General features: G+C 62.2%; 20 protein-coding genes. 15 read left to right on the forward strand and 5 right to left on the reverse strand.

Going from position 1 to position 24,476, the window contains the following annotated elements; translation table 11 throughout:
* Positions 1-52 precede the first annotated feature (52 nt).
* Both ACLH0J_RS00445 and ACLH0J_RS00450 read left to right on the forward strand, forming a co-directional pair.
* The gene (locus ACLH0J_RS00445; protein WP_411390429.1) at positions 53-1,414 is read left to right on the forward strand and encodes an MATE family efflux transporter; all 1,362 of its coding nucleotides are present in this window, start codon (positions 53-55) and stop codon (positions 1,412-1,414) included.
* A gap of 116 nt (positions 1,415-1,530) precedes the next feature.
* On the forward strand, positions 1,531-1,920 hold the full coding sequence (locus ACLH0J_RS00450; protein WP_411390430.1) for a hypothetical protein: 390 nt from the start codon (positions 1,531-1,533) through the stop codon (positions 1,918-1,920).
* 72 nt (positions 1,921-1,992) lie between these two features.
* Here the strand turns inward: ACLH0J_RS00450 and speA are convergent, their stop codons facing one another.
* The 4 genes from speA to ACLH0J_RS00470 all read right to left on the reverse strand — a co-directional run bounded on the left by speA (position 1,993) and on the right by ACLH0J_RS00470 (position 6,164).
* A complete protein-coding gene (speA, locus tag ACLH0J_RS00455; RefSeq protein ID WP_411390431.1) occupies positions 1,993-3,906 on the reverse strand; it encodes an arginine decarboxylase in 1,914 nt (637 codons plus the stop codon).
* Positions 3,907-4,049: 143 nt separating this feature from the next.
* Positions 4,050-4,421, reverse strand: coding sequence for a translation initiation factor Sui1 (locus tag ACLH0J_RS00460; protein WP_010563417.1), 372 nt, complete (start codon positions 4,419-4,421; stop codon positions 4,050-4,052).
* Between the two features lie 226 nt (positions 4,422-4,647).
* Entirely contained in the window at positions 4,648-5,184 is a 537-nt protein-coding gene (locus ACLH0J_RS00465; RefSeq protein ID WP_411390432.1) for an NUDIX hydrolase, read from the reverse strand.
* Between the two features lie 2 nt (positions 5,185-5,186).
* Positions 5,187-6,164 (reverse strand): DUF2333 family protein, encoded by a 978-nt coding sequence (locus ACLH0J_RS00470; RefSeq protein ID WP_411392756.1) that lies wholly within the window; start codon positions 6,162-6,164, stop codon positions 5,187-5,189.
* A gap of 388 nt (positions 6,165-6,552) precedes the next feature.
* Between ACLH0J_RS00470 and ACLH0J_RS00475 the strand changes: the two genes are divergently transcribed.
* The 13 genes from ACLH0J_RS00475 to ACLH0J_RS00535 all read left to right on the forward strand — a co-directional run bounded on the left by ACLH0J_RS00475 (position 6,553) and on the right by ACLH0J_RS00535 (position 23,501).
* Positions 6,553-8,223, forward strand: a complete 1,671-nt coding sequence (locus ACLH0J_RS00475; protein WP_411390433.1) for a diguanylate cyclase — start codon at positions 6,553-6,555, stop codon at positions 8,221-8,223.
* A gap of 53 nt (positions 8,224-8,276) precedes the next feature.
* The gene (locus ACLH0J_RS00480) at positions 8,277-10,238 is read left to right on the forward strand and encodes a methyl-accepting chemotaxis protein (protein ID WP_411390434.1); all 1,962 of its coding nucleotides are present in this window, start codon (positions 8,277-8,279) and stop codon (positions 10,236-10,238) included.
* Positions 10,239-10,461: 223 nt separating this feature from the next.
* Positions 10,462-10,917, forward strand: coding sequence for a type II 3-dehydroquinate dehydratase (gene aroQ / locus ACLH0J_RS00485; RefSeq protein ID WP_010563412.1), 456 nt, complete (start codon positions 10,462-10,464; stop codon positions 10,915-10,917).
* Positions 10,918-10,941: 24 nt separating this feature from the next.
* Positions 10,942-11,400: an acetyl-CoA carboxylase biotin carboxyl carrier protein gene (gene accB, locus ACLH0J_RS00490; protein ID WP_411390435.1), complete on the forward strand. Its 459-nt coding sequence runs from the start codon at positions 10,942-10,944 to the stop codon at positions 11,398-11,400.
* 17 nt (positions 11,401-11,417) lie between these two features.
* Complete coding sequence (gene accC / locus ACLH0J_RS00495) at positions 11,418-12,779, forward strand: acetyl-CoA carboxylase biotin carboxylase subunit (protein WP_010563410.1); 1,362 nt, start codon at positions 11,418-11,420, stop codon at positions 12,777-12,779.
* Between the two features lie 276 nt (positions 12,780-13,055).
* A complete protein-coding gene (prmA, locus tag ACLH0J_RS00500; RefSeq protein ID WP_411390436.1) occupies positions 13,056-13,934 on the forward strand; it encodes a 50S ribosomal protein L11 methyltransferase in 879 nt (292 codons plus the stop codon).
* Positions 13,935-13,964: 30 nt separating this feature from the next.
* Positions 13,965-15,194: a DUF3426 domain-containing protein gene (locus ACLH0J_RS00505; protein ID WP_411390437.1), complete on the forward strand. Its 1,230-nt coding sequence runs from the start codon at positions 13,965-13,967 to the stop codon at positions 15,192-15,194.
* A gap of 186 nt (positions 15,195-15,380) precedes the next feature.
* The gene (gene dusB / locus ACLH0J_RS00510; protein WP_411390438.1) at positions 15,381-16,394 is read left to right on the forward strand and encodes a tRNA dihydrouridine synthase DusB; all 1,014 of its coding nucleotides are present in this window, start codon (positions 15,381-15,383) and stop codon (positions 16,392-16,394) included.
* Complete coding sequence (gene fis, locus ACLH0J_RS00515) at positions 16,391-16,711, forward strand: DNA-binding transcriptional regulator Fis (protein ID WP_002555375.1); 321 nt, start codon at positions 16,391-16,393, stop codon at positions 16,709-16,711. Before dusB ends, fis begins: the two co-directional genes overlap by 4 nt.
* An 81-nt stretch (positions 16,712-16,792) precedes the next feature.
* Positions 16,793-18,400, forward strand: a complete 1,608-nt coding sequence (gene purH / locus ACLH0J_RS00520; protein WP_411390439.1) for a bifunctional phosphoribosylaminoimidazolecarboxamide formyltransferase/IMP cyclohydrolase — start codon at positions 16,793-16,795, stop codon at positions 18,398-18,400.
* A 150-nt stretch (positions 18,401-18,550) separates the two neighbouring features.
* Positions 18,551-19,843, forward strand: a complete 1,293-nt coding sequence (purD, locus tag ACLH0J_RS00525) for a phosphoribosylamine--glycine ligase (RefSeq protein ID WP_411390440.1) — start codon at positions 18,551-18,553, stop codon at positions 19,841-19,843.
* Between the two features lie 113 nt (positions 19,844-19,956).
* Complete coding sequence (locus ACLH0J_RS00530; protein ID WP_411390441.1) at positions 19,957-22,728, forward strand: response regulator; 2,772 nt, start codon at positions 19,957-19,959, stop codon at positions 22,726-22,728.
* A gap of 176 nt (positions 22,729-22,904) precedes the next feature.
* Positions 22,905-23,501 (forward strand): MarC family protein, encoded by a 597-nt coding sequence (locus tag ACLH0J_RS00535; RefSeq protein ID WP_411390442.1) that lies wholly within the window; start codon positions 22,905-22,907, stop codon positions 23,499-23,501.
* Here the strand turns inward: ACLH0J_RS00535 and ACLH0J_RS00540 are convergent.
* On the reverse strand, positions 23,498-24,277 hold the full coding sequence (locus tag ACLH0J_RS00540; RefSeq protein WP_411390443.1) for a hypothetical protein: 780 nt from the start codon (positions 24,275-24,277) through the stop codon (positions 23,498-23,500). The genes ACLH0J_RS00535 and ACLH0J_RS00540 overlap by 4 nt on opposite strands.
* Positions 24,278-24,476: the final 199 nt, after the last annotated feature.

Raw genomic sequence — 24,476 nt, forward strand, 5'->3', positions numbered from 1 at the left:
GTCCTGCTGCCCCCTGACAGCCGGTTACAATGCGCCCCCCAAAGGAGCCCAAATGACTGTTCTGCTCACCGACTGGCGCCATCGCCCCACCCATCGCCGCGTCTGGGCCCTGGCCGCGCCGATGATTCTGTCGAACATCTCGGTACCGCTGGTGGCCCTGGTGGACAGCATGGTCATCGGCCACCTGCCCCACGCCCATCAACTGGGTGCCGTGGCGGTCGGGGCCAGCCTGTATACGTTCCTGGCCTGGGCCATGGGCTTTTTGCGCATGGGTTCCACGGGCTTCGCCGCCCAGGCCGCCGGGCGTAACGATGGGGCGGCGTTGCGACAGATCCTGTTGCAGGGTTTGCTACTGGCCCTGGGGCTGGCGATGCTGCTCGGCACGCTGGGCATACCGCTGAGCCACCTGGCGCTGGGGTGGATGCAACCCTCCCCCGAACTGAATCAACTGACCCGCGACTTCTTCCACACCCGTCTGTTCGGCCTGCCCGCCGCCCTGGCCAGCTACGCCCTGGTCGGCTGGTTCCTCGGCACACAGAACGCCCGCGCGCCGCTGGCGATCCTGCTGACCACCAACCTGGTCAACATCGCCCTGAACCTGTGGTTCGTCCTCGGCCTGGACTGGGGCGTGGTCGGTTCCGCCCGTGCCTCGGTGATCGCCGAGTGGACCGGCGCCGTCCTGGGCCTGGCGCTCACGCAAAAAGCCCTGCGCGCCTACCCTGGGCATATCGCTTGGGCCGCGTTGAAGGTGTGGCAAAACTGGCGCCCCTTGCTGGCGGTGAACCGCGACATTTTTATCCGCAGCCTGGCGCTGCAATCGGTGTTTTTCATGATCACGGTGCAGGGCGCACGCCTGGGCGACGCCACCGTGGCCGCCAACGCGCTGTTGCTCAACGGCCTGCTGCTGACCGCTCACGCCCTGGACGGCCTGGCCCATGCGGTCGAAGCGCTGTGCGGCCATGCCATTGGCGCGCACGACCGTCAGGCGTTGCGCCGTTCACTGGTGGTCGCCTGCGGTTGGTCGCTGATCGCCAGCGTCGGTTTCGCCCTGCTCTTCACCTTCGCCGGCCACCTGTTTATCGCCATGCAGACCGATATCCCCAGCGTGCGCGAAACCGCCGACATCTACCTGCCATACCTGGCGGTTCTGCCACTGATTGCGGTGTGGAGCTACGTGCTGGACGGGCTGTTCATCGGCGCCACGCGCGCGCGGGAGATGCGCAATGGCATGCTGCTGACGGTGCTGATCCTGCTGCCATTCGCCTGGCTGTTGCAGGGCTACGGCAACCACGGCCTGTGGATCAGCTTCCTGCTGTTCATGGCCCTGCGCAGTCTTACGCTGTGGACGATTGCCTGGCGCTTGAATAAGCAGGACCGCTGGCTCAATGGCGCAGCTCACGTCGAGAGCACATGAGCACCTGTTAGTTTTCACAGGTTACAAGCAGTCGGGACAAGCGTTGAATAGGCTATGAATAGCGGAGGATTAACCACCTCCATTACCGTGGCCCCAACAACCCGGGAAGTCGCCCAATGGACCTGAAAGCAAGCAAAGGAATTGTCATCGGACTGATTGCCCTGTGGGCGCAAGCCACATTGGCGCTGGACGCTACCGGCTCTGACGCGGGCCCAATGGACACTTTGCCCGACGGTCAAATCACTGTGGACCCGGTACAGGCACCGAGTGTAGACCCCTCCCCGGCCCTGAAAAAAGTTGAGATCAGGAACAACAGTGCGGTCAATGTATTGGTGGTTCAGAAAGGGCTCAAAGAAACGCTCGCCCCTAAGCAGACCCTCGAACGAGATATGTCTCAATACCCCGTGTCAATAACACCCGCCGACAAAGAAAACAGCTTGAAGTACGTCACGGCAATCGGAAAAACGAAAAACTGCCAACAAGACCTTTGCCTGATTGTTCAGTAAAACCAACAACCACAGACGTAAAAAAAGGGCCACTGCACTGGCAGCGGCCCTCCGAGAAGATCGGCGAAAAACTCAGGAAGACAGGTAAGACGAACGCGTCAGCCCCAAGCGCAAGGCATCCAGAAACTGGGTACGCTCACTGGCACTGATCTTCGCGCTCGCGCACTTGTCGCGGTAATGCGTCATCAACTCCTCCGGCGACAAGTGCACATAGCGCAGCATGTCTTCGATGGTGTCGTGGGTCTCGATACCGGCGCTGAACACCGAACCGTCTTCACGCTGGTAGATGTTCACCGAGTCGGTATCGCCGAACAGGTTGTGCATATCACCGAGAATTTCCTGATAGGCGCCCACCAGGAAGATCCCCAGCAGGTAGTCTTCGCCGTCCTTCAGCGCATGCACGGGCAGGCTGGTCTCGATGCTTTGCTCGTCGACGTATTGCTTGATCTTGCCATCGGAGTCGCAGGTCAGGTCCTGCAGCACCGCGCGGCGCAGCGGCTCTTCGTCGAGGCGATGCAGCGGCAGGATCGGCAGCACCTGGCCGATCGCCCAGGTATCCGGCAGGCTCTGGAACACCGAGAAGTTGCAGATGTACTTGTCGGCCAGCTTGTCGTTGAGTTCGTCCAGCACCTGGCGGTGCGAACGCTGGCGGGCCTTGAGTGAGTTGTGCAGGCGGCGGCACACGGCGAAGTAGCATTGTTCGGCCAGGGCCTTTTCCGCCAGGGTCAGTTTGCCGTCGGCGTACTGGCTGGCCACGTCGCTCATGTAGTGGGTGGCGCGCCAGTAGGTTTCGGTGACCATTTCGATGTCGGTCGGGCCCAGCAGGTCCACCAGCCATTGCACGGTTTCCGGCAGGCTGTCCTTGTTTTCGATCTGCGGCATTTCGTCGTTGTGCTTCTCGACGTCGGTCACCTGCACCACCAGCATGGCGTGGTGGGCGGTCAGGGAGCGGCCGCTTTCGGAGAAGATGTTCGGGTGCGGCAGGCTCTGCGCATCGCAGAATTCCTTGAGCATGCCCACGACGACGCCGGCGTAGTCGTCCATGTCGTAGTTGATCGAGCTGGCGTTACGCGAGTGGGTGCCGTCGTAGTCCACGCCCAGGCCACCGCCCACGTCGATGTGGTCCACGGGCAGGCCGAGGTTGCGCAATTCGCCGTAGTAACGGATGGCTTCCTTGAAGCCGTGCTGGTAGTCGGCCAAGTTGGCGATCTGCGAGCCCATATGAAAGTGCAGCAGGCGGATGCCCTGGTCCAGGCCGGCCGCGCGGAAGCGCTCGACCACCGACAGCAGTTGCGCCGCCGACAGGCCGAACTTGGACTTCTCGCCACCGGTGTCCGCCCACTTGCTCGACGCCAGGGACGACAACCGCACGCGCAGGCCGACCTGGGGTTTGACCTTGAGGCTGGCGGCCTCTTCGATCACCAGGCCGACTTCGGATTCTTTCTCGATGACGATAAACACGTTGTGACCGAGCTTCTGGCCCATCAGCGCCAGACGGATGAACTCGCGGTCTTTGTAACCGTTGCAGACGATGGTGCCACCCTTCGGCGCCAGGGCCAGTACGGCCAGCAGCTCAGGCTTGGAGCCGGCTTCCAGGCCGATGGACACGTCCTGGGTGGCGATGATGTTTTCGATCACCGCCTCCTGCTGGTTCACCTTGATCGGGTACAGCGCGGTGTACTTGCTCTGGTATTCCAGGCGCTCGATGTTGACGTCGAAGGCACCGGTCAACTGACGCACACGGTCTTGCAGGATGTCGGGGAAACGCACCAGCAGCGGCAGGGACAGACCGCTTTTGCGCAGCGCGTCCACTTGTTCGTAAAGGTCGACAGGTGTGCTGCTCGGGCCGTTCGGACGGACTTCAACGCGACCGGCATCATTGATCGCGAAATACCCGGCCCCCCAATGGCGAATCCCGTAGACACTGCGGCTGTCCGCAACTGTCCATTGGCTGCCATCGTCTTTGCGTGTGCGTCGTACGGACATCGAAGTCCCCTATAAATGAAGGCGAAAGCGCCACCCCTCGTTCGAGGCAGGCGCAGTCTAAAGAATGAAAATGACGATTTGCCTGTAAGAGAGGTAGACCCCACTCGCAGGACAGAGTTTAGACACAGGTTGGGAAGAGGCTTTCAGCCGCCGGACTTCTTGGCCTTGTAACCGCGCTTGATCAGCTCGGCCAACAGCAACTCGACGTGATCGCCCTGGATCTCGATGACGCCGTCTTTCAACGCACCACCGGTGCCACAGCGCTTTTTCAACGCAGTGGCGAGTTCCTTAAGGGCGTCTTCGGCCAGGGGCACGCCGGTGATGGTGGTCACCGTCTTGCCGCCGCGGCCTTTGCTCTCGCGGCGCACGCGGGCAATGCCGTCGCCTTCGGGGATCAGGGTCTGTTTGCAGGTACACGAATCCACGGGCTGACGACAGTCCGGGCAGTGTCGACCTGCGTCGGTGGAAAATACCAGGCCACCAAGGGCGGCGAAGGATGCGGCTTTTTTGGCCACCGGCAATCCTCTTGGGAGGACAAAGACTGATCGGCACCCGCAAAGGGGAATGACCGACCGCGAAGCCCCACTCAGGCAGGGGCAGCGCTACCGAACCACCAACGTCATGGCCCCCGTTCCTACAGGAATCAGGGGGTGGAGCAAGGGTGGTTCGGGTGAAAAGTCGCGCAGTGTAACCACAAAAAGCTCACTTGCTAAGAGCCAAATAGCGCCAATTCATGCAACTTTAGCGACGCGAGGCCAGATAGCGCCGCAAGCCCTCTCGGGCGTCCGGGCAATACGGCTTTTGTTCGGCTTCCTGCAGCACAGATTCAATCGGTAAGAAGCGCGCTTCCATGACCTCTTCAGGCTGAAGATTCAGCGGGCCATCCCAGACCGCCGAGTAGGATTTGCACCACAGGCGGCTATGGCCATCCTCGAAGTAGAAGTGGTCATGCTCGATCAACTCCACCCCGCCGACGCCCAGCTCTTCTTCCAGCTCGCGGGCAGCGGACACCGCATAGGACTCGCCCGCTGCGACCATTCCACCGGCCGCCGTGTCCCAGAAACCGGGGTACAGGGCTTTGCTCAGTGTGCGCCGATGCACACACAGCAGACCCGCCGAATTGAACAGGAAGATAAACGTGCAGCGGCCGATGAGGCCGCGCTGACGCAGGTCGGACCTGACCAGGTGGCCGAGCAGATTATCGTGCTCGTCCACCCAACAGATCAGTTCCGCATCAGAGGCTGCGCGATGCGCGGCCTCCTTTTGAGTGGCGTCCATCATCAACCCTGGTTGAGCAGTTGACGCAAGTCGATCACCGCCGCGTTGGCCCGGGAAATGTAGTTGGCCATCACCAACGAGTGGTTGGCCAATATGCCAAAGCCGCTACCGTTGAGGATCATCGGGCTCCACACCGGCTCCTGGGACGCCTCCAGCTCACGAATGATCTGACGCACGCTGACGGTGGCGTTCTTCTTGGCCAGCACGTCGGCAAAGTCGACTTCGATGGCGCGCAGCAGATGGGACAAGGCCCAGGCCTGGCCACGGGCTTCGTAGAACACGTTGTCGATCTGCATCCATGGGGTTTCCACCACCTCTTCATCGAGCTGCGGCACTTCACCCGGCGCCAGCGCTTCGGTTTTCAGAGAGGTGTTCAGCTTGACCCGGCCAACGCTGGCCGACAGACGTTGCGACAACGAACCCAGGCGCGTGGCGACATCGCCCAGCCAGTTGTTGAGGTTATCGGCGCGCGCATAGAACAGGGCGCCGCGCTGGTTCGGGTCGGACAGGCGTGCTTCATAGCGGCTCAGGGAGTTGATGCCTTCCTGATACTCCGACTCACTGGAAGGCAGCACCCAGCTCTTGTTGTCGAAGTTGAAACGCGGTTCGGCTTTGGCCAGGTCCGCGTCTTCCGCCGACTGCGACTGGGAACGGGCGAAGTCTTTACGCAGGGCGCGGGTCAGGTCGCGCACCTGCACCAGCACGCCGTACTCCCAGCTCGGCATGTTGTCCATCCACAGGCCCGGCGGGAAACGGTCGTTGGAAATATAGCCACCGGGCTTGTTCAGCAAGGTGCCGGCCACGGTCTTGAGGGTTTCCACCGTGGTGTAGCCCACCACCATCGGCTTGCCTTCCTTTTCGGCGGCAAGCTGGGCGTTCTGCTGGACCGGGAACAGCGCCGGCTCTTCGCTCCAGTACCAACCCAGGGCACCGGTGACCAACAGGTAAAGGCCAATCACGCTGAGCAAGGCTCGGCTCATCAGCAACGTACGAAAATAGCCGCGATTGGCCGACTTGGGCTCAGGCGCGGGGCCTTTGGCACTGCCTGCACGGTTTTTCCAGTCCAGCATGGCGATATCCTTTCAATCACTTGAGTTCATGCACTTCAATTGACGGCGTGCGTTCAAACACTCCGACCACAACCCTACCCCATCGTGCCCGCCGGCGCGGTGCTTTTCATCAAACCGGCGCGCCAGGGAGGTTCGACTATAAGGGATGCACAGTTTTTCCGCTGCCAGACCAATGGGTCAATAAATGAATATCCACCTCGGGCAGTTAATTGATATATGACACTCACCCCATGGAAAAGAGGTGCTAGCATACAGCCACCAGTCGACCTCAGTATGCTCCCTCACTAGTAGTCAGGATATGACCGAGCCAGAAGACCCCAGCCGTGAGCGCCTCAAGCAGCATTTTGCCCAGCGGGTAATTCATCAGGCACGTCAAATTCTTGAGATCTGGCAGCGCCTGCAACGCAGCGAATGGTCCAGCACCGATCTTTCTGAGCTCAGCGAAGCCAACTTGCGCCTGCTGCGCTTTGCCGAGCGCTTCGAACAGCCCGAGCACAGCCAGTTGGCGCAGCACATCGGCGAATCCCTCAAGGCGGTCGATGATAATCGCGGCCGCCTGAGCAGCCACCTGATCACCGACCTCAACCGCTTGATGCAGCGCCTGTCCCGCACCGGCCTGCGCCAGGGCGATCAGTTGGAACAAACCTTCCTGCCGCCGATGCGCAAGCCGATCTACGTGATGCTCGACGATTACGACCGCGCCGAACGTCTGGCCAAGCAGTTGGAATTCTTTGGCATGAGCGCCCAGCCTCTGGACAGCATCGAGGCGTTTCGTGCGTGCATGGCCGAACGCCTGCCGTCGGCCATTGTGATGGACGTGGATTTCTGCGGCGCCGGCCTTGGCCTCATGCTCGCCGCCGAAGCCCAGGAAGGCCTGGAGCAACGGCTGCCGCTGCTGTTTTTCAGCCTGCACGAAACCGACACCCCCACTCGACTCGCCGCCGTGCGCGCCGGTGGCCAGGAATTCCTCACCGGCACCCTGGAAGCCTCCAGCCTGCTGGAAAAGATCGAAGTGCTGACCTGCGTCGCGCAGTACGACCCCTACAAAGTGCTGATCATCGACGACTCGCGGGCCCAGGCGATGCACACCGAACGGCTGCTCAACAGCGCCGGCATCATCACTCGTACCTTGATCGAGCCGATCCAGGCCATGGCCGAGCTGGCGGATTTCCAGCCCGACCTGATCATCCTCGACATGTACATGCCGGCCTGTACCGGCACCGAACTGGCCAAGGTGATTCGCCACAACGACCGCTACGTCAGCGTGCCGATCATCTACCTGTCGGCCGAAGACGACCTGGATAAACAACTGGACGCCATGAGCGAAGGCGGCGACGACTTCCTCACCAAGCCGATCAAGCCGCGTCACCTGATCACCACCGTGCGCAACCGCGCCGCCCGCGCGCGCAACCTCAAGGCACGGATGGTGCGCGACAGCCTGACCGGGCTGTACAACCACACTCATATCCTGCAATTGCTCGAAGACTGCAGCTTTCGCGCCCGTCGCGAGAACAAGCCGCTGAGCTTTGCCATGCTCGACATCGACCACTTCAAGCGGGTCAATGACAGCCACGGTCACCCCATGGGCGACCGGGTGATCAAGAGCCTGGCGCTGTTTCTCAAGCAGCGCCTGCGCAAGACCGACTACATCGGGCGCTACGGCGGTGAAGAGTTCGCGATTGTGATGCCCGACACCGACTTGGAATCGGCCTGCCGCGTGCTGGACGACATTCGCGGGCGCTTTGCCGAAATTCACTACCCGGCCCAGCCCGAAGACTTGTGGTGCACCTTCAGCGCCGGAGTGGCTGAACTGTGCGACGGGTCCGACAGCCTGATGATGGCCGCCGAAGCCGACGAAGCGCTGTACCGCGCCAAGGATGCCGGACGCAATCGCGTGCAAGCTGCGCGCACATCAAAGCAAAGTGCCATCTTTTCATCGGATTCCACTGATTCCGTCATAACTCTGTAACGCAAACGCAATAACTTCAGGCACTTACCCTTTGCTGTCGGTTGATATTCCGCATGCGCCTGAAGCTGCTGACCAATCTCAATACCCTCCTGCTGGTGGCGGTCTGCCTGGCCCTTGGGGCCACGCTCTGGTGGTCGCAACGTGCGCTGGAGCAGCCTTACTTGCTGATGGAGCGCTACCTGGGCCTGTCGCAGACCTTCCAGAATCAGGCGGCGCGCAATATCGACGACTACCTGGCCAGCGGGGATGCGCTGCGCTTGAGCAACGCCAGCCAGAGCCTGGAAAGCCTGCTGCAGCACCTGGACGAATTGCCCGCCGATCTCGCCCGCAACCTGCGCCCCAGCCTCACGGACCTGGATACTTTCAGCAAAACCGAACTGCTCGCGGCCGGCAAGCTGGCGGGCGACCCACAAGCCCTGTTGCTGCAAGCCGAGCGCGAATTGGGCGCGAACCTGGAGCAACTGAGCCAATACGCCATCGGCGTCAACTCGGCGCAAGCGGCGCGTTACCTGCCGCCGCTGCTGGCAGCGTCCCAGCACCTGGGCAAGTTGTCCCTGGCCCGCGACAAGCTGGTGAGCAGCGGGCGCGCGGAGCTGGCAGACGATGTCGAGCGCGAAGTCGGCAATATCCGCAGCCAGGCCGATCAGTTGGAACAACTGCCGTTGCTTGGCGTGAAGGCCAGCACCGAATCCGGTGCCGATGACTTTTCTGCGCTGATGGGCCTGGAAAACACCGAAAAAGCCGAAGCCCAGGACACCGGCGTCGACCTCAAGCGCGAACTCAACACCCTGCTCACCCGCTACCCCGCCGAACTCAAGCGCACCCGCGAACAGATCCGGCAACGCGCCGACCTGGCCGCGAGCACCCACCTGAAAATTGCCGCCGTGCAGCAGGCTATCGCTGGCCTTGAGCCGGTGGTGCGCGCCCAGCACGGCAAAATCCAGGGCGAAGTGCGCCTGATGCAAGGGCTGATGATCGGCCTGATCCTGCTGATCGCCCTGCTGATCGACACCCTCCAGCGGCGCCTGGCGCGGGTGCTGACCAATCTGGCACCGGCCTTGTCGACCTGGGCCGAAGGCGACTTCAGCCAGCCGATCGCCTTGGGCAAGACCAACCGTGAACTGCGCGACATCGAAGCGTCCCTCAACCGCTTGCGCGCCTACCTGGTGGACCTGGTCGGCACCATTCGCGGCAATGCCGAAGAAGTGGCCGGCAGCAGCCGCGCCCTCGCCGAACTGAGCAGCGGCCTGCACGACGGCGCCGAACGGCAGGCCGGGGACACCGCGCAGATTCGCGACTCGTTGGGCGAACTGGAAGCGACCATCCAGCAAGTCGCCGGCGATGCCAGCCAGGCCGCCGGCGCCAGTCGCAGTGCCGGCCAGGCGGTGGAGCAAGGCCAGCGGGTGATCGGCCTGAGCCTGACCGGGCTGTATGCGCTGGTGGGTGAAGTGCAGCAGAACGCGCAGATGATCGAAAAACTCTCCACAGAATCCGCCACCATCGGCGGCGTGCTGACGGTGATCCGCTCGATTGCCGACCAGACCAACTTGCTGGCGCTCAATGCCGCCATTGAAGCCGCCCGCGCCGGAGACGCCGGGCGGGGTTTTGCCGTGGTCGCCGACGAAGTGCGCTCCCTGGCCCAGCGCACCGCTGGCGCCACCGCCGAAATCCAGGGCCTGATCGCCGGCCTGCAAACCGCCGCGCGCCAATCGGTGGAAGGCATGCGCGCCCAGGTCGAACACGCCGAAGCCACCGCCCAGCAAGCGCAGGCGGCGGATGGTGCGCTGGATGAAATCGTCGGCGCGATCCAGACCATTTCCGACACCGCCGTGCGCATCGCCGATGTGACCGCGCAGCAAAGTGGCGCCGTCAGTGAAATTCGCGACAACAGCGAGCGGATTCACCAGTTGGGCGAGGACAATCTGTTGCGCATCGGCCAGAGCCGCAGCCAGGGCGAGCACCTGCTGGTACTGGGTGGGCAACTCAACACCGCCGTGCAGGCCTTCCGCGTCTGACCCCACGAAGATCAATGGTAGGCGCTGGCTTGCCAGCGATGGCGGTGGGCCTGCGTCGATCTCGAGACGGTATTGCCAATGACTGGATTCAGACTCGCAGTCACAAATTTCGCGCAATCCTCGCTAATCGTGCCGCCTACTGCATAGAACTGGACAGTCATAAAGGCTTTGCGGCATAGTCGCCGGGTTCTGCCGTACCCACATCAAAAACAAGGAACAGCCGATGGCGACCTTACTGGTTCTTCACGGACCCAACCTGAACCTGCTCGGCACCCGCGAACCGGGCGTCTACGGGGCAGTGACCCTGGAACAGATCAACCTCGATCTGGAGCGACGGGCCCGTGAAGCCGGCCACCATTTGCTCTACCTGCAAAGCAATGCCGAGTACGAATTGATTGATCGCATCCATGCCGCGCGCGGCGAAGGCGTGGACTTTATCCTGATCAATCCCGCCGCTTTTACGCACACAAGTGTTGCATTACGTGACGCGCTGCTGGCGGTGAGCATCCCATTCATCGAAGTGCATTTGTCCAACGTGCACAAACGCGAACCTTTCCGCCATCACTCTTACTTCTCCGACGTAGCGGTAGGAGTGATCTGCGGCCTTGGCGCCAGCGGTTACCGACTGGCCCTGGAGGCCGCCCTGGAACAGCTTGAAGAACAGGCCAAGCGCCCCTGACCGACCCTTGGGAGTTGATGATTCATGGATATCCGTAAAGTTAAGAAACTGATCGAACTGCTGGAAGAATCCGGTATCGACGAGCTGGAAATCAAGGAAGGCGAAGAGTCCGTACGGATCAGCCGCCACAGCAAGACCCCGGCACAACAGTTCTACGCCCCCCAAATGCACGCGCCGGCACCTGCTGCCGCTCCGGCCGTCGCACCTGTTGCCGCTGCGCCTGCCGCACCGGCCGCGCCAGTGCTGAACGGCTTCGTGGTCAAGTCGCCAATGGTCGGTACCTTCTACCGCACCCCGGCACCGACCTCGCCAGCCTTCGTTGAAGTGGGCCAGACCGTGAAAGTGGGCGACACCATCTGCATCGTGGAAGCGATGAAAATGATGAACCACATCACCGCTGAAAAAGCCGGCGTCATCGAATCCATCCTGGTGGAAAACGGTCAGCCGGTTGAGTACGACCAGCCGCTGTTCACCATCGTTTGAACCGCGGAGCGCCTTCGATGTTGAAACCTGCGAAGAAACTGCAAAAAGTCCTGATCGCCAACCGCGGCGAGATCGCGCTGCGTATCCTGCGCGCCTGTAAGGAAGAGGGCATCAAGACCGTCGCTGTTTACTCGACGGCCGATACCGAATTGATGCACGTGAAACTGGCGGACGAAAGCATCTGCATCGGCCCGCCACTGGCTGCGAACTCGTACCTGAAAGTCTCGAACATCATCGCTGCGGCAGAAGTGACCGGCGCCGATGGCATCCACCCGGGCTACGGCTTCCTCGCGGAAAACGCCGATTTCGCCGAACAGGTGGAAAAATCCGGGTTTGCCTTCATCGGCCCGAAAGCCGAAACCATTCGCCTGATGGGCGACAAGGTCTCGGCCAAGGACGCCATGATCGCCGCCGGCGTGCCTACCGTTCCAGGTTCCGACGGCCCGCTGCCTGAAGACGAGGCAACCGCTCTGCGCATCGGTCGCGAAGTCGGTTACCCGGTGATCATCAAGGCCGCCGGTGGCGGTGGTGGTCGCGGCATGCGCGTGGTGCACAAGGAAGAAGACCTGATCGAAGCGGCCAAGCAGACGCGCTCCGAAGCGGCGGCCTGGTTCGGCAACCCGATGGTCTACCTGGAAAAGTACCTGACCAACCCACGTCACGTGGAAGTGCAGGTACTGTCCGACGGCCAGGGCCACGCCATCCACCTGGGCGACCGCGATTGCTCGCTGCAACGTCGTCACCAGAAGGTACTGGAAGAAGCTCCGGCACCGGGCCTCGACGAGAAAGCCCGCGAGGAAGTGCTGGCGCGTTGCGTCAAGGCGTGCATCGACATCAACTACCGTGGCGCCGGTACCTTCGAGTTCCTCTACGAGAACGGTCGTTTCTACTTCATCGAGATGAACACTCGCGTGCAGGTGGAACACCCGGTTTCGGAGATGGTCACCGGTATCGACATCGTCAAGGAGATGCTGAGCATCGCCGCCGGTAACGAACTGTCCTTCACCCAGGACGACGTGAAGATCCACGGCCACTCCCTGGAGTGCCGGATCAACGCCGAAGACCCGAAAACCTTTATCCCGAGTCCAGGCCTGGTCAAGCATTTCCATGCACCAGGCGGCAACGGCGTTCGCGTCGATTCGCACCTGTACAGCGGCTACAAGGTTCCATCCAACTACGACTCGCTGATCGGCAAGCTGATCACCTGGGGCGCCACCCGCGACGAGGCCATGGCCCGCATGCGTAACGCTCTGGACGAAATCGTGGTTGATGGCATCAAGACCAACATCCCGCTGCATCGGGATCTGGTCCGCGATGAAGGCTTCTGCGAAGGTGGTGTGAACATTCACTACCTGGAACACAAGCTGGCCAACCAGTAAGTGCTCCACCCAACAAAGCCGCCTTCGGGCGGCTTTGTTGTTTGTGCGCCCTCTATTTTGAAGATGTACACCGTCCAGCTATGGGAGGGGGCTTGCTCCCGATGGCGGCAGTTCAGCCACAGGTTAAGTTGACTGACACACCGCTATCGGGAGCAAGCCCCCCACATTTGACCGGTGCGCAGTCAGTAGTGTCGTCTTCTGCCCGCCGCTGGCGTAAACTTGCGCCCTTTCGCAGCCCCTCCCCGCTGCACACTCATTTTTTCAAAGGTGCCCGCCATGCCTTGGCTGCAAGTCCGTCTCGCCATCAGCCCAGAACAAGCCGAAACCTACGAAGACGCGTTCCTCGAAGTGGGCGCCGTCTCGGTGACCTTCATGGACGCAGAAGACCAACCGATCTTCGAACCCGAACTCAACACCACGCCGCTGTGGTCCCACACCCACCTGCTGGCCCTGTTCGAGGACGGCACCGATGCCGCCAGCGTGCTGGCCCACATGGAACTGCTCACCGGCGGCCCGCTGCCCGAACACCACAGCGAAATCATCGAAGACCAGGACTGGGAACGTAGCTGGATGGACAACTTCCAGCCGATGCGTTTCGGCCAGCGCCTGTGGATCGTGCCGAGCTGGCACGCCGCCCCGGAACCCGACGCGGTCAACCTGCTGCTGGACCCGGGCCTGGCATTCGGCACCGGCACCCACCCCACCACCGCGCTGTGCCTGGAATGGCTGGACGGCCAGGACCTGACCGACAGCCACGTGCTGGACTTCGGTTGCGGCTCGGGCATCCTGGCGATTGCCGCCCTGCTGCTGGGCGCCAAGGAAGCCGTGGGCACGGATATCGACGTGCAGGCCCTGGAAGCCTCCCGCGATAACGCCGGGCGCAACAACATTCCCGAAGGCAAATTCCCGCTGTACCTGCCGGAACAACTGCCCCAGGTGCCGGCCGATGTGCTGGTGGCCAATATCCTCGCCGGGCCACTGGTGTCCCTGGCGCCGCAGCTATCGCGCCTGGTCAAGCCGGGTGGCCGCCTGGCCCTGTCGGGCATCCTCGCTGAACAGGGTGAAGACGTGGCCGCCGCTTACGCCCAGGATTTCGAGCTGGACCCGATCGCTAACCGTGATGGCTGGGTACGCATCAGCGGGCGTCGGCGCTAGAATGAGCGCTTGCCTGAATCGGATGGCCGCATGACCGACAGTTTCGTCACCCAGTGCCCGCATTGCCAAGCACGCTTTCGCGTCAACCACGCCCAGTTGAGCGTGGCGCGCGGCGTGGTGCGCTGCGGCTCGTGCCTGCAAGTGTTCAACGCCGCGCGCCAGTTGCTGGAGCAACGCGCCCAGGCCGCCGCGCCGGAGCCTGAGCCGCCGGCAGCGCCCCCGGCGCCACGGACGATCAGCCAGAAACAGTGGGCCGCCGAAGCGCTGGACCTGGACAACCTCGACCTGGACGAGGAGCTGGCCAAACTGGAACGCCGCGAGATTCAGCACACCCAAACACCCGGTGCGGATCGTCGCCAGCCCGGCTCCGATCGTCGACAAAAGGAAGAGTCCCTCAGCGCCAGCCGCGACACGATCAAGGCCGAAGAAGAAAAGTGGGCCGCCAGCCTGTTCAGCGAACCGCCCGAAGAACGCGTCCAACCCACCGAAAACGACCCCGAACCGGCCAAAGCCCCTGCGACCAAACAGCGCACCGAACCGTCCATGTCGTTCCACACCGACGACAGGGACGAAGCACCACCGCTGCGCGCAACCCAGGCCCCTGACGACCTCGACCCACCCGTGACACCCGTCATCGACGCCGTGGACGCGCCGGAACCCGAAGAGCGCCCGCAACCCCGTCGCAAGCGCCCACGCGTCACCGCAGGCGTCCACGACGAAGTGCTGCAGGACCTGGAAGACGACCCGCTGCACCTCTACGCGCAGAAACGCCCGGCAGGTTGGGGTCGTCGCCTGATCTGGCTGTTGCTGGTGCTGATCGCCGCCGCGGGCCTGGCCGGCCAATACATCGCCTACCAATTCGACGACCTGGCCCGCCAGGACGCCTATCGCCCGTGGTTCCAGCAACTGTGCCCCACTCTGGGCTGCACCGTGCCGTCCAGGGTCGATATCGCCCATATCAAGAGCAGCAACCTGGTGGTACGCAGCCATCCGGAGTTCGCCGGCGCGCTGGTGGTGGATGCGATCATCTACAACCGCGCGACCTTCTCCCAGCCGTTTCCACTGCTGGAGCTGCGTTTTGCCGATTTGAACGGCAACCTGATCGCCAGCCGTCGCTTCAAGCCGGCCGAATACCTCAGCGGTGAACTGGCCGGCGTAAGCGAGATGCCATCGCAGACCCCGATCCATATCTCCCTGGACATCCTCGACCCCGGCAATAAAGCCGTGAACTACAGCCTGAGCTTTCATTCGCCCGAGTGAATCGGTGCATGTCTCACGGTGCTGAAGGGGGAATCCTGACGGGACAACACGCAACCAAACCGGCGGCGATAAAGAAATAGCTGTTCAGATTTTATCCAATTCAGCCTTTATCCAGTCATCGAGAGCGGGTATCATGCCAACCCTTTTTCGAACTCTAATGATCCGGCCCCACAACAGGGAAGTCCTATGTCGGCGGTACGCATCGGCCCATACACATTGCAGAACGGCTTGATTCTCGCCCCGATGGCGGGCGTCACCGATCAGCCCTTTCGTCAGCTCTGCAAGCGTTTGGGCGCGGGTCTAGTAGTCTCGGAAATGGTCACCAGCGACATGAGCTTGTGGAACACCCGCAAATCGCGGATGCGCATGATTCACGAAGGTGATCCCGAGCCCCGCTCGGTGCAGATCGCCGGTGGAGATGCCCAGATGCTGGCCGATGCGGCCCGGGCCAACGTGGAGTTGGGGGCGCAGATCATTGACATCAATATGGGCTGCCCGGCCAAGAAGGTCTGCAACAAGGCCGCCGGTTCCGCGCTGTTGAAGGATGAGCAGTTGGTCGCCGAGATCCTGCAGGCCGTTGTCGCCGCAGTCGATGTGCCGGTGACCCTGAAGATTCGTACCGGCTGGGACCGGGACAACAAGAATGGCCTGACGGTGGCGAAGATCGCCGAGCAGGCGGGCATTACAGCGCTGGCGGTGCATGGCCGCACCCGCGCCGATCTGTACACCGGTGAAGCCGAGTACGACACCATTGCCGCGATCAAGCAGGCGGTGTCGATGCCGGTGTTTGCCAATGGCGACATCGACTCAGCCGAGAAAGCCCGGCGCGTGCTGCACGCCACCGGCGCCGATGGCCTGTTGATTGGCCGGGCCGCCCAGGGGCGGCCGTGGATTTTCCGTGAGATCGAGCACTTCCTGCGTACCGGCGAAATCTTGCCGGCACCGGAGTTGGTCGAGGTGGAACGTATTCTGCTAGAGCATCTGGCCGCCCTGCACGCCTTCTATGGAGACGTGATGGGAGTACGCATTGCTCGCAAGCATGTCGGCTGGTATCTCGCAACCCTGCCGGGCGCCAGGGAGTTTCGCGCCCACTTCAATCGTTTGGATGATACGGAAGCACAGTGCGCCAACGTTCGTGAGTTCTTCGACGAACGTTACAAGAGCCTGGGAACAGGGGACGGAGAGGGGGTGGCCGCATGACGATGATGACCGAGACTTTAGTGAGTGGAACAACACCCGTGAGCGACAACGTCAATTTGAAACAGCACCTCAACACGCCGAGCGAAGAAGGCCAGACCCTTCGCGGGAGTGTCGAGAAGGCGCTGCACAATTATTTCGCCCACCTTGAGGGCGCTTCCGTCACGGACGTGTACAACCTCGTGCTCTCGGAAGTCGAGGCGCCCTTGCTCGAAAGCGTGATGAACTACGTCAAGGGCAACCAGACCAAAGCCAGTGAGCTGCTGGGCCTCAACCGTGGCACCCTGCGCAAGAAGCTCAAACAATACGATTTGCTGTAAGCATTCAATCCAACCAGAAAGGCGCCCGCGTAAAAACGGTCGCCTTTTTTGCTGACTCCTTTGCTTTTGATGGAAATTGAAATGACCGACCAGACTACCCGCCTGCCGATCCGCCGCGCCTTGATCAGTGTGTCCGACAAGACCGGCATCCTCGAATTTGCCCGTGGGCTGGAAGCCCTGGGCGTGGAAATCCTCTCCACAGGCGGGACCTTCAAACTGCTGCAGGACAACGGCGTGGCCGCAGTGGAAGTCGCGGACTACACCGGTTTCGCGGAAATGATGGACGGTCGGGTCAAAACCCTGCACCCGAAAATCCACGGTGGCATCCTCGGCCGTCGCGGTATCGACGACGCCATCATGGCCGAGCACGGCATCAAGCCGATCGACCTGGTGGCCGTTAACCTCTACCCGTTCGAAGCCACCATCAACAAGCCCGGCTGCGACCTGCCGACCGCCATCGAAAACATCGACATCGGCGGCCCGACCATGGTGCGTTCGGCAGCCAAGAACCACAAAGACGTGGCCATCGTGGTCAACGCCAGCGACTACGGCCAAGTGCTGGAAAGCCTGAAAGCCGGTGGCCTGACCTACGCCCAGCGTTTCGACCTGATGCTCAAGGCGTTCGAACACACCGCCGCCTACGACGGCATGATCGCCAACTACATGGGCACCGTGAACCAGGCGGCCGAGACCCTCAGCACAGAAGGCCGCAGCCAGTTCCCGCGCACCTTCAACAGCCAGTTCATCAAGGCCCAGGAAATGCGCTACGGCGAGAACCCGCACCAGAGCGCGGCGTTCTACGTGGAAGCCAAGCCGGCCGAAGTCTGCATCGCCACCGCGACCCAGTTGCAAGGCAAAGAACTGTCGTACAACAACGTGGCGGATACCGACGCCGCGCTGGAATGCGTGAAGAGCTTCGTCAAGCCAGCCTGCGTGATCGTCAAACACGCCAACCCGTGCGGCGTGGCCGTGAGCCCGGACGCTGAAGGCGGTATCCGCCAGGCCTACGAACTGGCCTACGCCACCGATACCGAATCGGCCTTCGGCGGCATCATCGCCTTCAACCGCGAACTGGACGCCGAGACCGCCAAGGCCATCGTCGAGCGTCAGTTCGTCGAAGTGATCATCGCCCCGACCGTCAGCGCAGAAGCCCGCGCCATCGTCGCGGCCAAAGCCAACGTGCGCCTGCTGGCCTGCGGCGAGTGGTCGGCTGAACGTGCCGCGGCCTGGGACTACAAGCGCATCAACGGCGGCTTGCTGGTACAGAGCCGCGACATCGGCATGATCACCAGCGCCGACCTGAAAGTGGTGACCCAACGCGCACCGACCGAGCAAGAGATCAACGACCTGATCTTCGCCTGGAAAGTGGCCAAGTACGTTAAATCCAACGCCATCGTCTACGCCAAGAACCGCCAGACCATCGGTGTCGGTGCCGGCCAGATGAGCCGCGTGAACTCGGCGCGTATCGCCGCGATCAAGGCCGAGCACGCTGGTTTGCAGGTCGCCGGTTCGGTGATGGCCTCCGATGCGTTCTTCCCATTCCGCGATGGCCTGGACAATGCCGCGAAAGCTGGCGTGACGGCGGTGATCCAACCGGGCGGCTCGATGCGTGATGCCGAAGTGATTGCCGCTGCGGATGAGGCCGGCATCGCCATGGTCTTCACCGGCATGCGCCACTTCCGCCACTAAACAGCACCGCTTCCCGACTGTAGGAGCGAGCGTGCTCGCGAAACACTCGAAAACGCCACGGGGTGTCAGGTTTCCCTCGTTATCGTTGACGACCTTCGCGAGCAAGCTCGCTCCTACAGGGAAGCACAGCGTTCCTCAGAGGTTTTTGAAATGAATGTTTTGATCATTGGCAGCGGTGGCCGTGAACACGCCCTGGCCTGGAAAGTTGCCCAGGACCCACGCGTCCAGAAAGTCTTCGTCGCCCCCGGCAACGCCGGTACCGCCATTGAAGCCAAGTGCGAGAACGTCGCTATCGACGTGCTGGCCCTTGAGCAACTGGCGGACTTCGCCGAGAAAAACGTGTCCCTGACCATCGTCGGTCCGGAAGTACCGTTGGTGGCCGGCGTGGTGGACCTGTTCCGCAGCCGTGGCCTGGATTGCTTCGGCCCGACCGCCGGCGCGGCCCAGTTGGAAGGCTCCAAGGCGTTCACCAAGGACTTCCTGGCGCGCCACAAGATCCCGACCGCCGACTACCAGAACTTCACCGAGATCGAGCCGGCCCTGGCTTACCTGCGTGAAAAAGGGGCGCCGATCGTGATCAAGGCCGACGGCCTGGCAGCCGGTAAAGGCGTGATCGTCGCCATGACCCTGCAGGAAGCCGAAGACGCCGTGCGCGACATGCTCGCCGGCAATGCCTTTGGTGACGCCGGTTCCCGCGTGGTCATCGAAGAATTCCTCGACGGCGAAGAAGCCAGCTTTATCGTGATGGTCGACGGCAAGAACGTGCTGCCGATGGCCACCAGCCAGGACCACAAGCGCGTCGGCGACGCCGACACGGGCCCGAACACCGGCGGCATGGGCGCTTACTCCCCGGCGCCAGTGGTGACCAGCGAAGTGCACCAGCGTGTCATGGACCTGGTGATCTGGCCGACCGTGCGTGGCATGGCCGACGAAGGCAACGTCTACACCGGTTTCCTGTATGCCGGCCTGATGATCGACAAAGCCGGTAACCCAAAAGTCATCGAGTTCAACTGCCGCTTCGGCGATCCGGAAACCCAACCGGTGATGCTGCGTCTGCAGTCGAGCCTGGTGCTGCTGGTGGAAGCCGCGCTGGCCCAGGCCCTGGACAAGGTTGAAGCGCAGTGGGACCCACGCCCGAGCGTCGGCGTTGTGCTGGCGGCCGGCGGCTACCCTGCCGACTACGCCAAGGGCGATGTGATCGAAGGCCTGGACGCGGCCGCCCAGTTGGAAGGCAAGGTCTTCCACGCAGGCACCGCGCTCAAGGACGGCAAGGTCGTGACCGCCGGTGGCCGCGTATTGTGCGCCACCGCGATGGGTGCCAGTGTCGACGCTGCGCAACAGCAGGCGTACAAGCTGGCGGCGAGCATCGACTGGAAAGGCTGCTTCTACCGTAAAGACATCGGCTATCGCGCTATCGCCCGCGAACGTGGCAAGAACCAGTAAGTCACGGTATCCGGGGCTATCCGTTCGGTCAGGCAAGGGCTTCTGGCCCTTGCCGTACTGATGTGACCCCGCGCATAGTTAACCCGTGCATCAACCTACGAAGGGATTTCGCCGTGCGCTGGCTCAGGATCGCCATAGGTTTCACTGTCAGTCTGCTCACACTGCTCTGCTTGTTGCCGGCCCAGGCCGCGACGCAAGGCAGTGGCTGGGCAGTGCTGCTCGATGAACAGGCCGACCTGCAACTGAGCGACATCCGTTCCTCCCGCTACACCAATCAATTCAGCCCCACCGAACTGGACCGGATTACCGCTGCGGAACCAGACGGCGCGCTGTGGATACGTTTCAAGCTGCAACCCGGCAAGCACGAACAAGTGTTGCAGGTATTTGCCCCCGACCTGTCGCAACTGAACCTCTACGTGCTCGACGGCGACACCCTGGTCGAACAACAAACCACCGGCACGCGCCAGCCCCAGGCGCAACGGCCCTTGCCCAGCAGCGACTTCATGCTGCCAATGCCTCAGAGCCCACGCCCCCTTGAGGTCTATCTGCGGTTGGTCTCGGACCACGAACTGCGCCCCTATATCACCCTCAAACCGGCCGTGCTCGCCGCCGCCAACCAGACACAGACGCTGATCTACGGCCTGCTGTTCGGCTGCCTGCTGATGCTGATCCTGCATAACCTCACACGCTTCGCCTACCACCGCTCGCGCAGCAGCCTGTGGCTGGCGGCCTGCGAGCTGCTGTTGATGCTCAGCCTGGCGTTGCTGCTCAACCTGGTGGGCCCGTGGCTGCCGAACTGGCACGGGATCCAGACCCCCGGCGCCTACCTGGCGCTGCTGCTGACCGCGCCATGCGGGCTGATGTTTGCCTACCGCTTCTTCATGCCGCTGGGCCCGCACCCGCTGAACAAGCTGTTGATGGCCGACATCCTGTTCATCGTGTTGAGTGGCCTGCTGCTGTTGTTCGTCAACACCCTGCCGCTGAACATCATCACCTACGCTCTGGTGGCGCTCGCCGGCTTGAGCATGCTGTTTGTCTCGACCTGCCACTGGCAAAAAGGCTACCGGCCGGCGCGTCTGTTCGTGGCGGCGATGGTAGTGTTCAACATCGGCACGCTGATCATCCTTCCGGCCCTGCTTGGGCTGACGATGGTGTCGCCGCAAGGCTTGATCGTCACGTTGCTCGCCTTTGTCTGCCTCAGCGGCCTGTTGATGAGCCTGGCCCTGGGCGAGCGCCAACGCGCGATTGTCGAGGCCCGCTTCAGCCTCAGCCGCGACCTGGCGGCCAGCAATGCCGAGATCGCTGCCAAGGCCGAGTTCCTGGCGAAGATCAGCCACGAGATCCGCACCCCCATGAACGGCGTGCTGGGGATGACCGAATTGCTGCTGGGCACGCCGCTGTCGGTCAATCAGCGCGACTATGTGCAAACCATCCACAGCGCCGGCAACGAACTGCTTACCCTGATCAACGAAATCCTCGACATCTCCAAGCTTGAATCCGGGCAGATCGAACTGGACGACGTGCAGTTCGACCTCAACGCCCTGATCGACGACTGCCTGAGCATCTACCGCGCCAAGGCCGAGCAGCAGAACGTCGAGCTGATCAGCTTTATCCAGCCCCAGGTACCCCGCGTGATCAGTGGCGACCCCACGCGCCTGCGCCAAGCGATGCTGAGCCTGCTGGAAAACGCCCTGCAAAAAACCGATGAAGGCGAAGTGCTGATCGTGGTCGCCCTGGATGACCGCAGCAGCACGCCGCGCCTGCGCATTGCCGTGCAAGACAGCGGCATCCCGATGGAAGCCGCCGAGCGCGATGCCCTGCTGCACAGCGAACTGCACAGCAAGAACTTCCTCTCGGCCACCCGCTTGAGCGGGCACCTGGGGCTGGTCATTGCGCGCCAACTGATCCTGTTGATGAACGGCGAGTTCGGCATCAAGATCGGCGCCCAACAGGGCAGCACGCTGTGGCTGACCCTGCCGCTGGACCCGGAACGCCTGGAGCACCCGACCTCCGACCTCGACGGCCCGCTCAAGGGCGCGCGGGTGCTGGTGGTGGACGACAACGACACCTGCCGCAAAGTGCTGGTGCAGCAATGCAGCGCCTGGGGCCTGAACGTCAGCGCGGTGCCGTCGGGCAAGGAAGCCCTGGCGCTGCTGCGCACCAAGGCGCACTTGCGTGACTACTTCGACGTGGTGCTGCTGGACCAGAACATGCCCGGCATGACCGGCATGCAACTGGCGGCGAAGATCAAGGAAGACCCCAGCCTGAACCACGACATCCTGCTGATCATGCTCACCGGTATCAGCAACGCGCCGAGCAAGATCATCGCGCGCAACTGCGGGATCAAACGCATCCTCGCCAAGCCGGTGGCCGGTTACACGCTCAAGACCACCCTGGCCGATGAGCTGACCCAGCGCAACAAAGGCGGCGGTCAACCGCGTGCGGTGCTCAGCGCGCCGGAGCCCATCAGCGTGCCCAGCGACTTCCGCATCCTGGTGGCCGAAGACAACAGCATCTCCACCAAAGTAATCCGCGGCATGCTCGGCAAGCTCAACCTCAACCCGGACACCGCCAGCAACGGCGAGCAAGCGCTGGAGGCGATGAAGGCCCAGCGTTACGACCTGGTGCTGATGGACTGCGAAATGCCGATCCTCGATGGCTTCTCCGCCACCCAGCAACTGCGCGCGTGGGAAGTCAGCCATCAGCGCGTGCGCACGCCGGTGGTGGCGCTGACGGCGCATATCCTCTCGGAACACAAAGAGCGCGCACGCCAGGCCGGGATGGACGGACACATGGCCAAGCCGGTGGAATTGTCGCAGTTGCGTGAGCTGGTGGAGTATTGGGTGGCGCAGCGTCAGCAGCGGCTCGAACACGAACCCTCCTGACTTCAAATGCGCTCAAATGTGGCGGGGGAAATGTGAGAGGGGGCTTGCTCCCGATAGCAGTGTGACAGTCAGCTTATCTGTAACTGTTCCACCGCCATCGGGAGCAAGCCCCCTCCCACATTTGTTCTATGTCGCCTGTTAGACTCTGCGCACTTCTACTGCCACGAGCCGTCCCCATGCTCCACGTGTTATTCAGCGTTTACTTGAAGATGCTGGTGCTCTACAGCCCATTCTTCGTGCTGTCCTGCTTTATCAGCCTGACTCGCGGCTATTCCAGCAAGGAACGGCGACGCCTGGCCTGGAAAGTGGCGTTGGCGACCCTGGTGTCGAGCGTGCTGCTTTACCTGTTCGGTCGCGTGATTTTCAGTGTATTCGGCATCACCGTGGATGCGTTCCGCATCGGCGCCGGCAGTGTGCTGTTCATTTCGGCCCTGGGCATGGCCCAAGGCAAGTCGGCGGTGCAGACCGACAACGTGCAGCAGGACGTGACCATCGTGCCGCTGACCATCCCCCTCACCGTCGGCCCCGGCACCATCGGGGCCCTGCTGGTGATGGGCGTCAGCCAGCCGCACTGGGACGACAAGATCAGCGCCATCCTCAGCATTGCCCTGGCCAGCTTGACGGTGGGCGTGGTGCTGTACTTGTCCAACCGCATCGAACGCATTCTCGGCGACCAGGGCCTGCAGATTGTCAGCCGGCTGATGGGTTTGTTCGTGTGTGCCCTGGCCGCGCAAATCATCTTTACCGGGGTGCGCGGCTACCTGGTGCCTTAGATGCGGTATTTGGCGATCGCCAATTGCACCTTGTCGCCTGCGCTCTCACGCATCAATTGGATGGTTTTTTCGTTGACCACCGAGGTATTCAGCACCAGGCACGTCTGCCCGCTGAAGGCCTCGAACGAGGAACTGTCCCATTCCAGGAACGGCAACCCGACCTGTTTGCTTACCCCCTGGGTGCTGTAAGTCACCAGCACCATGGTCAACTCACCGTCCGTTTCGGCACAGGATGCCAGGCCGAAATCACCGCCCTGGTGCACCGTGCTGTTGCGCTTGAACAGTTCGAACGTCGCCGGCTGTTGCTTCAGCGCCTCCAGTGCATCGGCGGCCAGTTTCGGCAGCGCGCTGAGGATCGGCGCGGTCAGTGAAGTCGACGCCAGCATCGCGGCGATGATATTCAGCGCCGCCAGTTGCACCGTCAGGCCCCTGCCCACCTGGGAAACCCGCTCGAAGCGGCTGCGCACCGGCAGCCAGCCCAGGCTGATCATCACCTTGATAAATTCGTCGTACCAGGCCTCGGTGCCGCGCGAGACCTTCAACACATCACTCACATAGCTGCTGGCCAGCAGATAGCTTTTGCGGATGTATTCGCGGTTCAGCCCCGACAGCCCCTCGGCGAACGACATCACGCTGTTGTTGACCACCGCCGCGTTGCAATCGTCCTCCACGTCCAGCGGCAAGGAAGGCTGCCGGCCAGGTGCGCCCGGCAACTTGTAGGCGGCAATCAACTTGCGCCGTTTCGTACTGCTGATCCTTCTGTGATGTCGCTCCATTTTCAGTTCTCCAAGCACCCCAACATGGGGCTCGCCTCCACACTAGTCCAGCGGCTGGCAGGCTTTCCATACGACAAACAACCCTTGGCCGCGCCCGGTAAAACCCAGGGCCCAGCAACGACGCGGGGCGTCGGCAGGCGTTCCGGATTTCGTCGGCTAAAAAAGAAAAAGCCCCGCGCAACCGCAGGCCAATCCCTGG

Origin of the sequence: Pseudomonas sp. MPB23, from assembly GCF_046605395.1 — a bacterium.
Classification (GTDB): domain Bacteria; phylum Pseudomonadota; class Gammaproteobacteria; order Pseudomonadales; family Pseudomonadaceae; genus Aquipseudomonas.

Excerpts from the sequence above, each read along its gene's own strand:
- ACLH0J_RS00445 (WP_411390429.1), top strand. The coding sequence starts at position 53 with ATGACTGTTCTGCTCACCGACTGGCGCCATCGCCCCACCCATCGCCGC.
- ACLH0J_RS00450 (WP_411390430.1), top strand. The coding sequence starts at position 1,531 with ATGGACCTGAAAGCAAGCAAAGGAATTGTCATCGGACTGATTGCCCTG.
- speA (WP_411390431.1), bottom strand. The coding sequence starts at position 3,906 with ATGTCCGTACGACGCACACGCAAAGACGATGGCAGCCAATGGACAGTT.
- ACLH0J_RS00465 (WP_411390432.1), bottom strand. The coding sequence starts at position 5,184 with ATGGACGCCACTCAAAAGGAGGCCGCGCATCGCGCAGCCTCTGATGCG.
- ACLH0J_RS00470 (WP_411392756.1), bottom strand. The coding sequence starts at position 6,164 with ATGAGCCGAGCCTTGCTCAGCGTGATTGGCCTTTACCTGTTGGTCACC.
- ACLH0J_RS00475 (WP_411390433.1), top strand. The coding sequence starts at position 6,553 with ATGACCGAGCCAGAAGACCCCAGCCGTGAGCGCCTCAAGCAGCATTTT.
- ACLH0J_RS00480 (WP_411390434.1), top strand. The coding sequence starts at position 8,277 with ATGCGCCTGAAGCTGCTGACCAATCTCAATACCCTCCTGCTGGTGGCG.
- aroQ (WP_010563412.1), top strand. The coding sequence starts at position 10,462 with ATGGCGACCTTACTGGTTCTTCACGGACCCAACCTGAACCTGCTCGGC.
- accB (WP_411390435.1), top strand. The coding sequence starts at position 10,942 with ATGGATATCCGTAAAGTTAAGAAACTGATCGAACTGCTGGAAGAATCC.
- accC (WP_010563410.1), top strand. The coding sequence starts at position 11,418 with ATGTTGAAACCTGCGAAGAAACTGCAAAAAGTCCTGATCGCCAACCGC.
- prmA (WP_411390436.1), top strand. The coding sequence starts at position 13,056 with ATGCCTTGGCTGCAAGTCCGTCTCGCCATCAGCCCAGAACAAGCCGAA.
- ACLH0J_RS00505 (WP_411390437.1), top strand. The coding sequence starts at position 13,965 with ATGACCGACAGTTTCGTCACCCAGTGCCCGCATTGCCAAGCACGCTTT.
- dusB (WP_411390438.1), top strand. The coding sequence starts at position 15,381 with ATGTCGGCGGTACGCATCGGCCCATACACATTGCAGAACGGCTTGATT.
- fis (WP_002555375.1), top strand. The coding sequence starts at position 16,391 with ATGACGATGATGACCGAGACTTTAGTGAGTGGAACAACACCCGTGAGC.
- purH (WP_411390439.1), top strand. The coding sequence starts at position 16,793 with ATGACCGACCAGACTACCCGCCTGCCGATCCGCCGCGCCTTGATCAGT.
- purD (WP_411390440.1), top strand. The coding sequence starts at position 18,551 with ATGAATGTTTTGATCATTGGCAGCGGTGGCCGTGAACACGCCCTGGCC.
- ACLH0J_RS00535 (WP_411390442.1), top strand. The coding sequence starts at position 22,905 with ATGCTCCACGTGTTATTCAGCGTTTACTTGAAGATGCTGGTGCTCTAC.
- ACLH0J_RS00540 (WP_411390443.1), bottom strand. The coding sequence starts at position 24,277 with ATGGAGCGACATCACAGAAGGATCAGCAGTACGAAACGGCGCAAGTTG.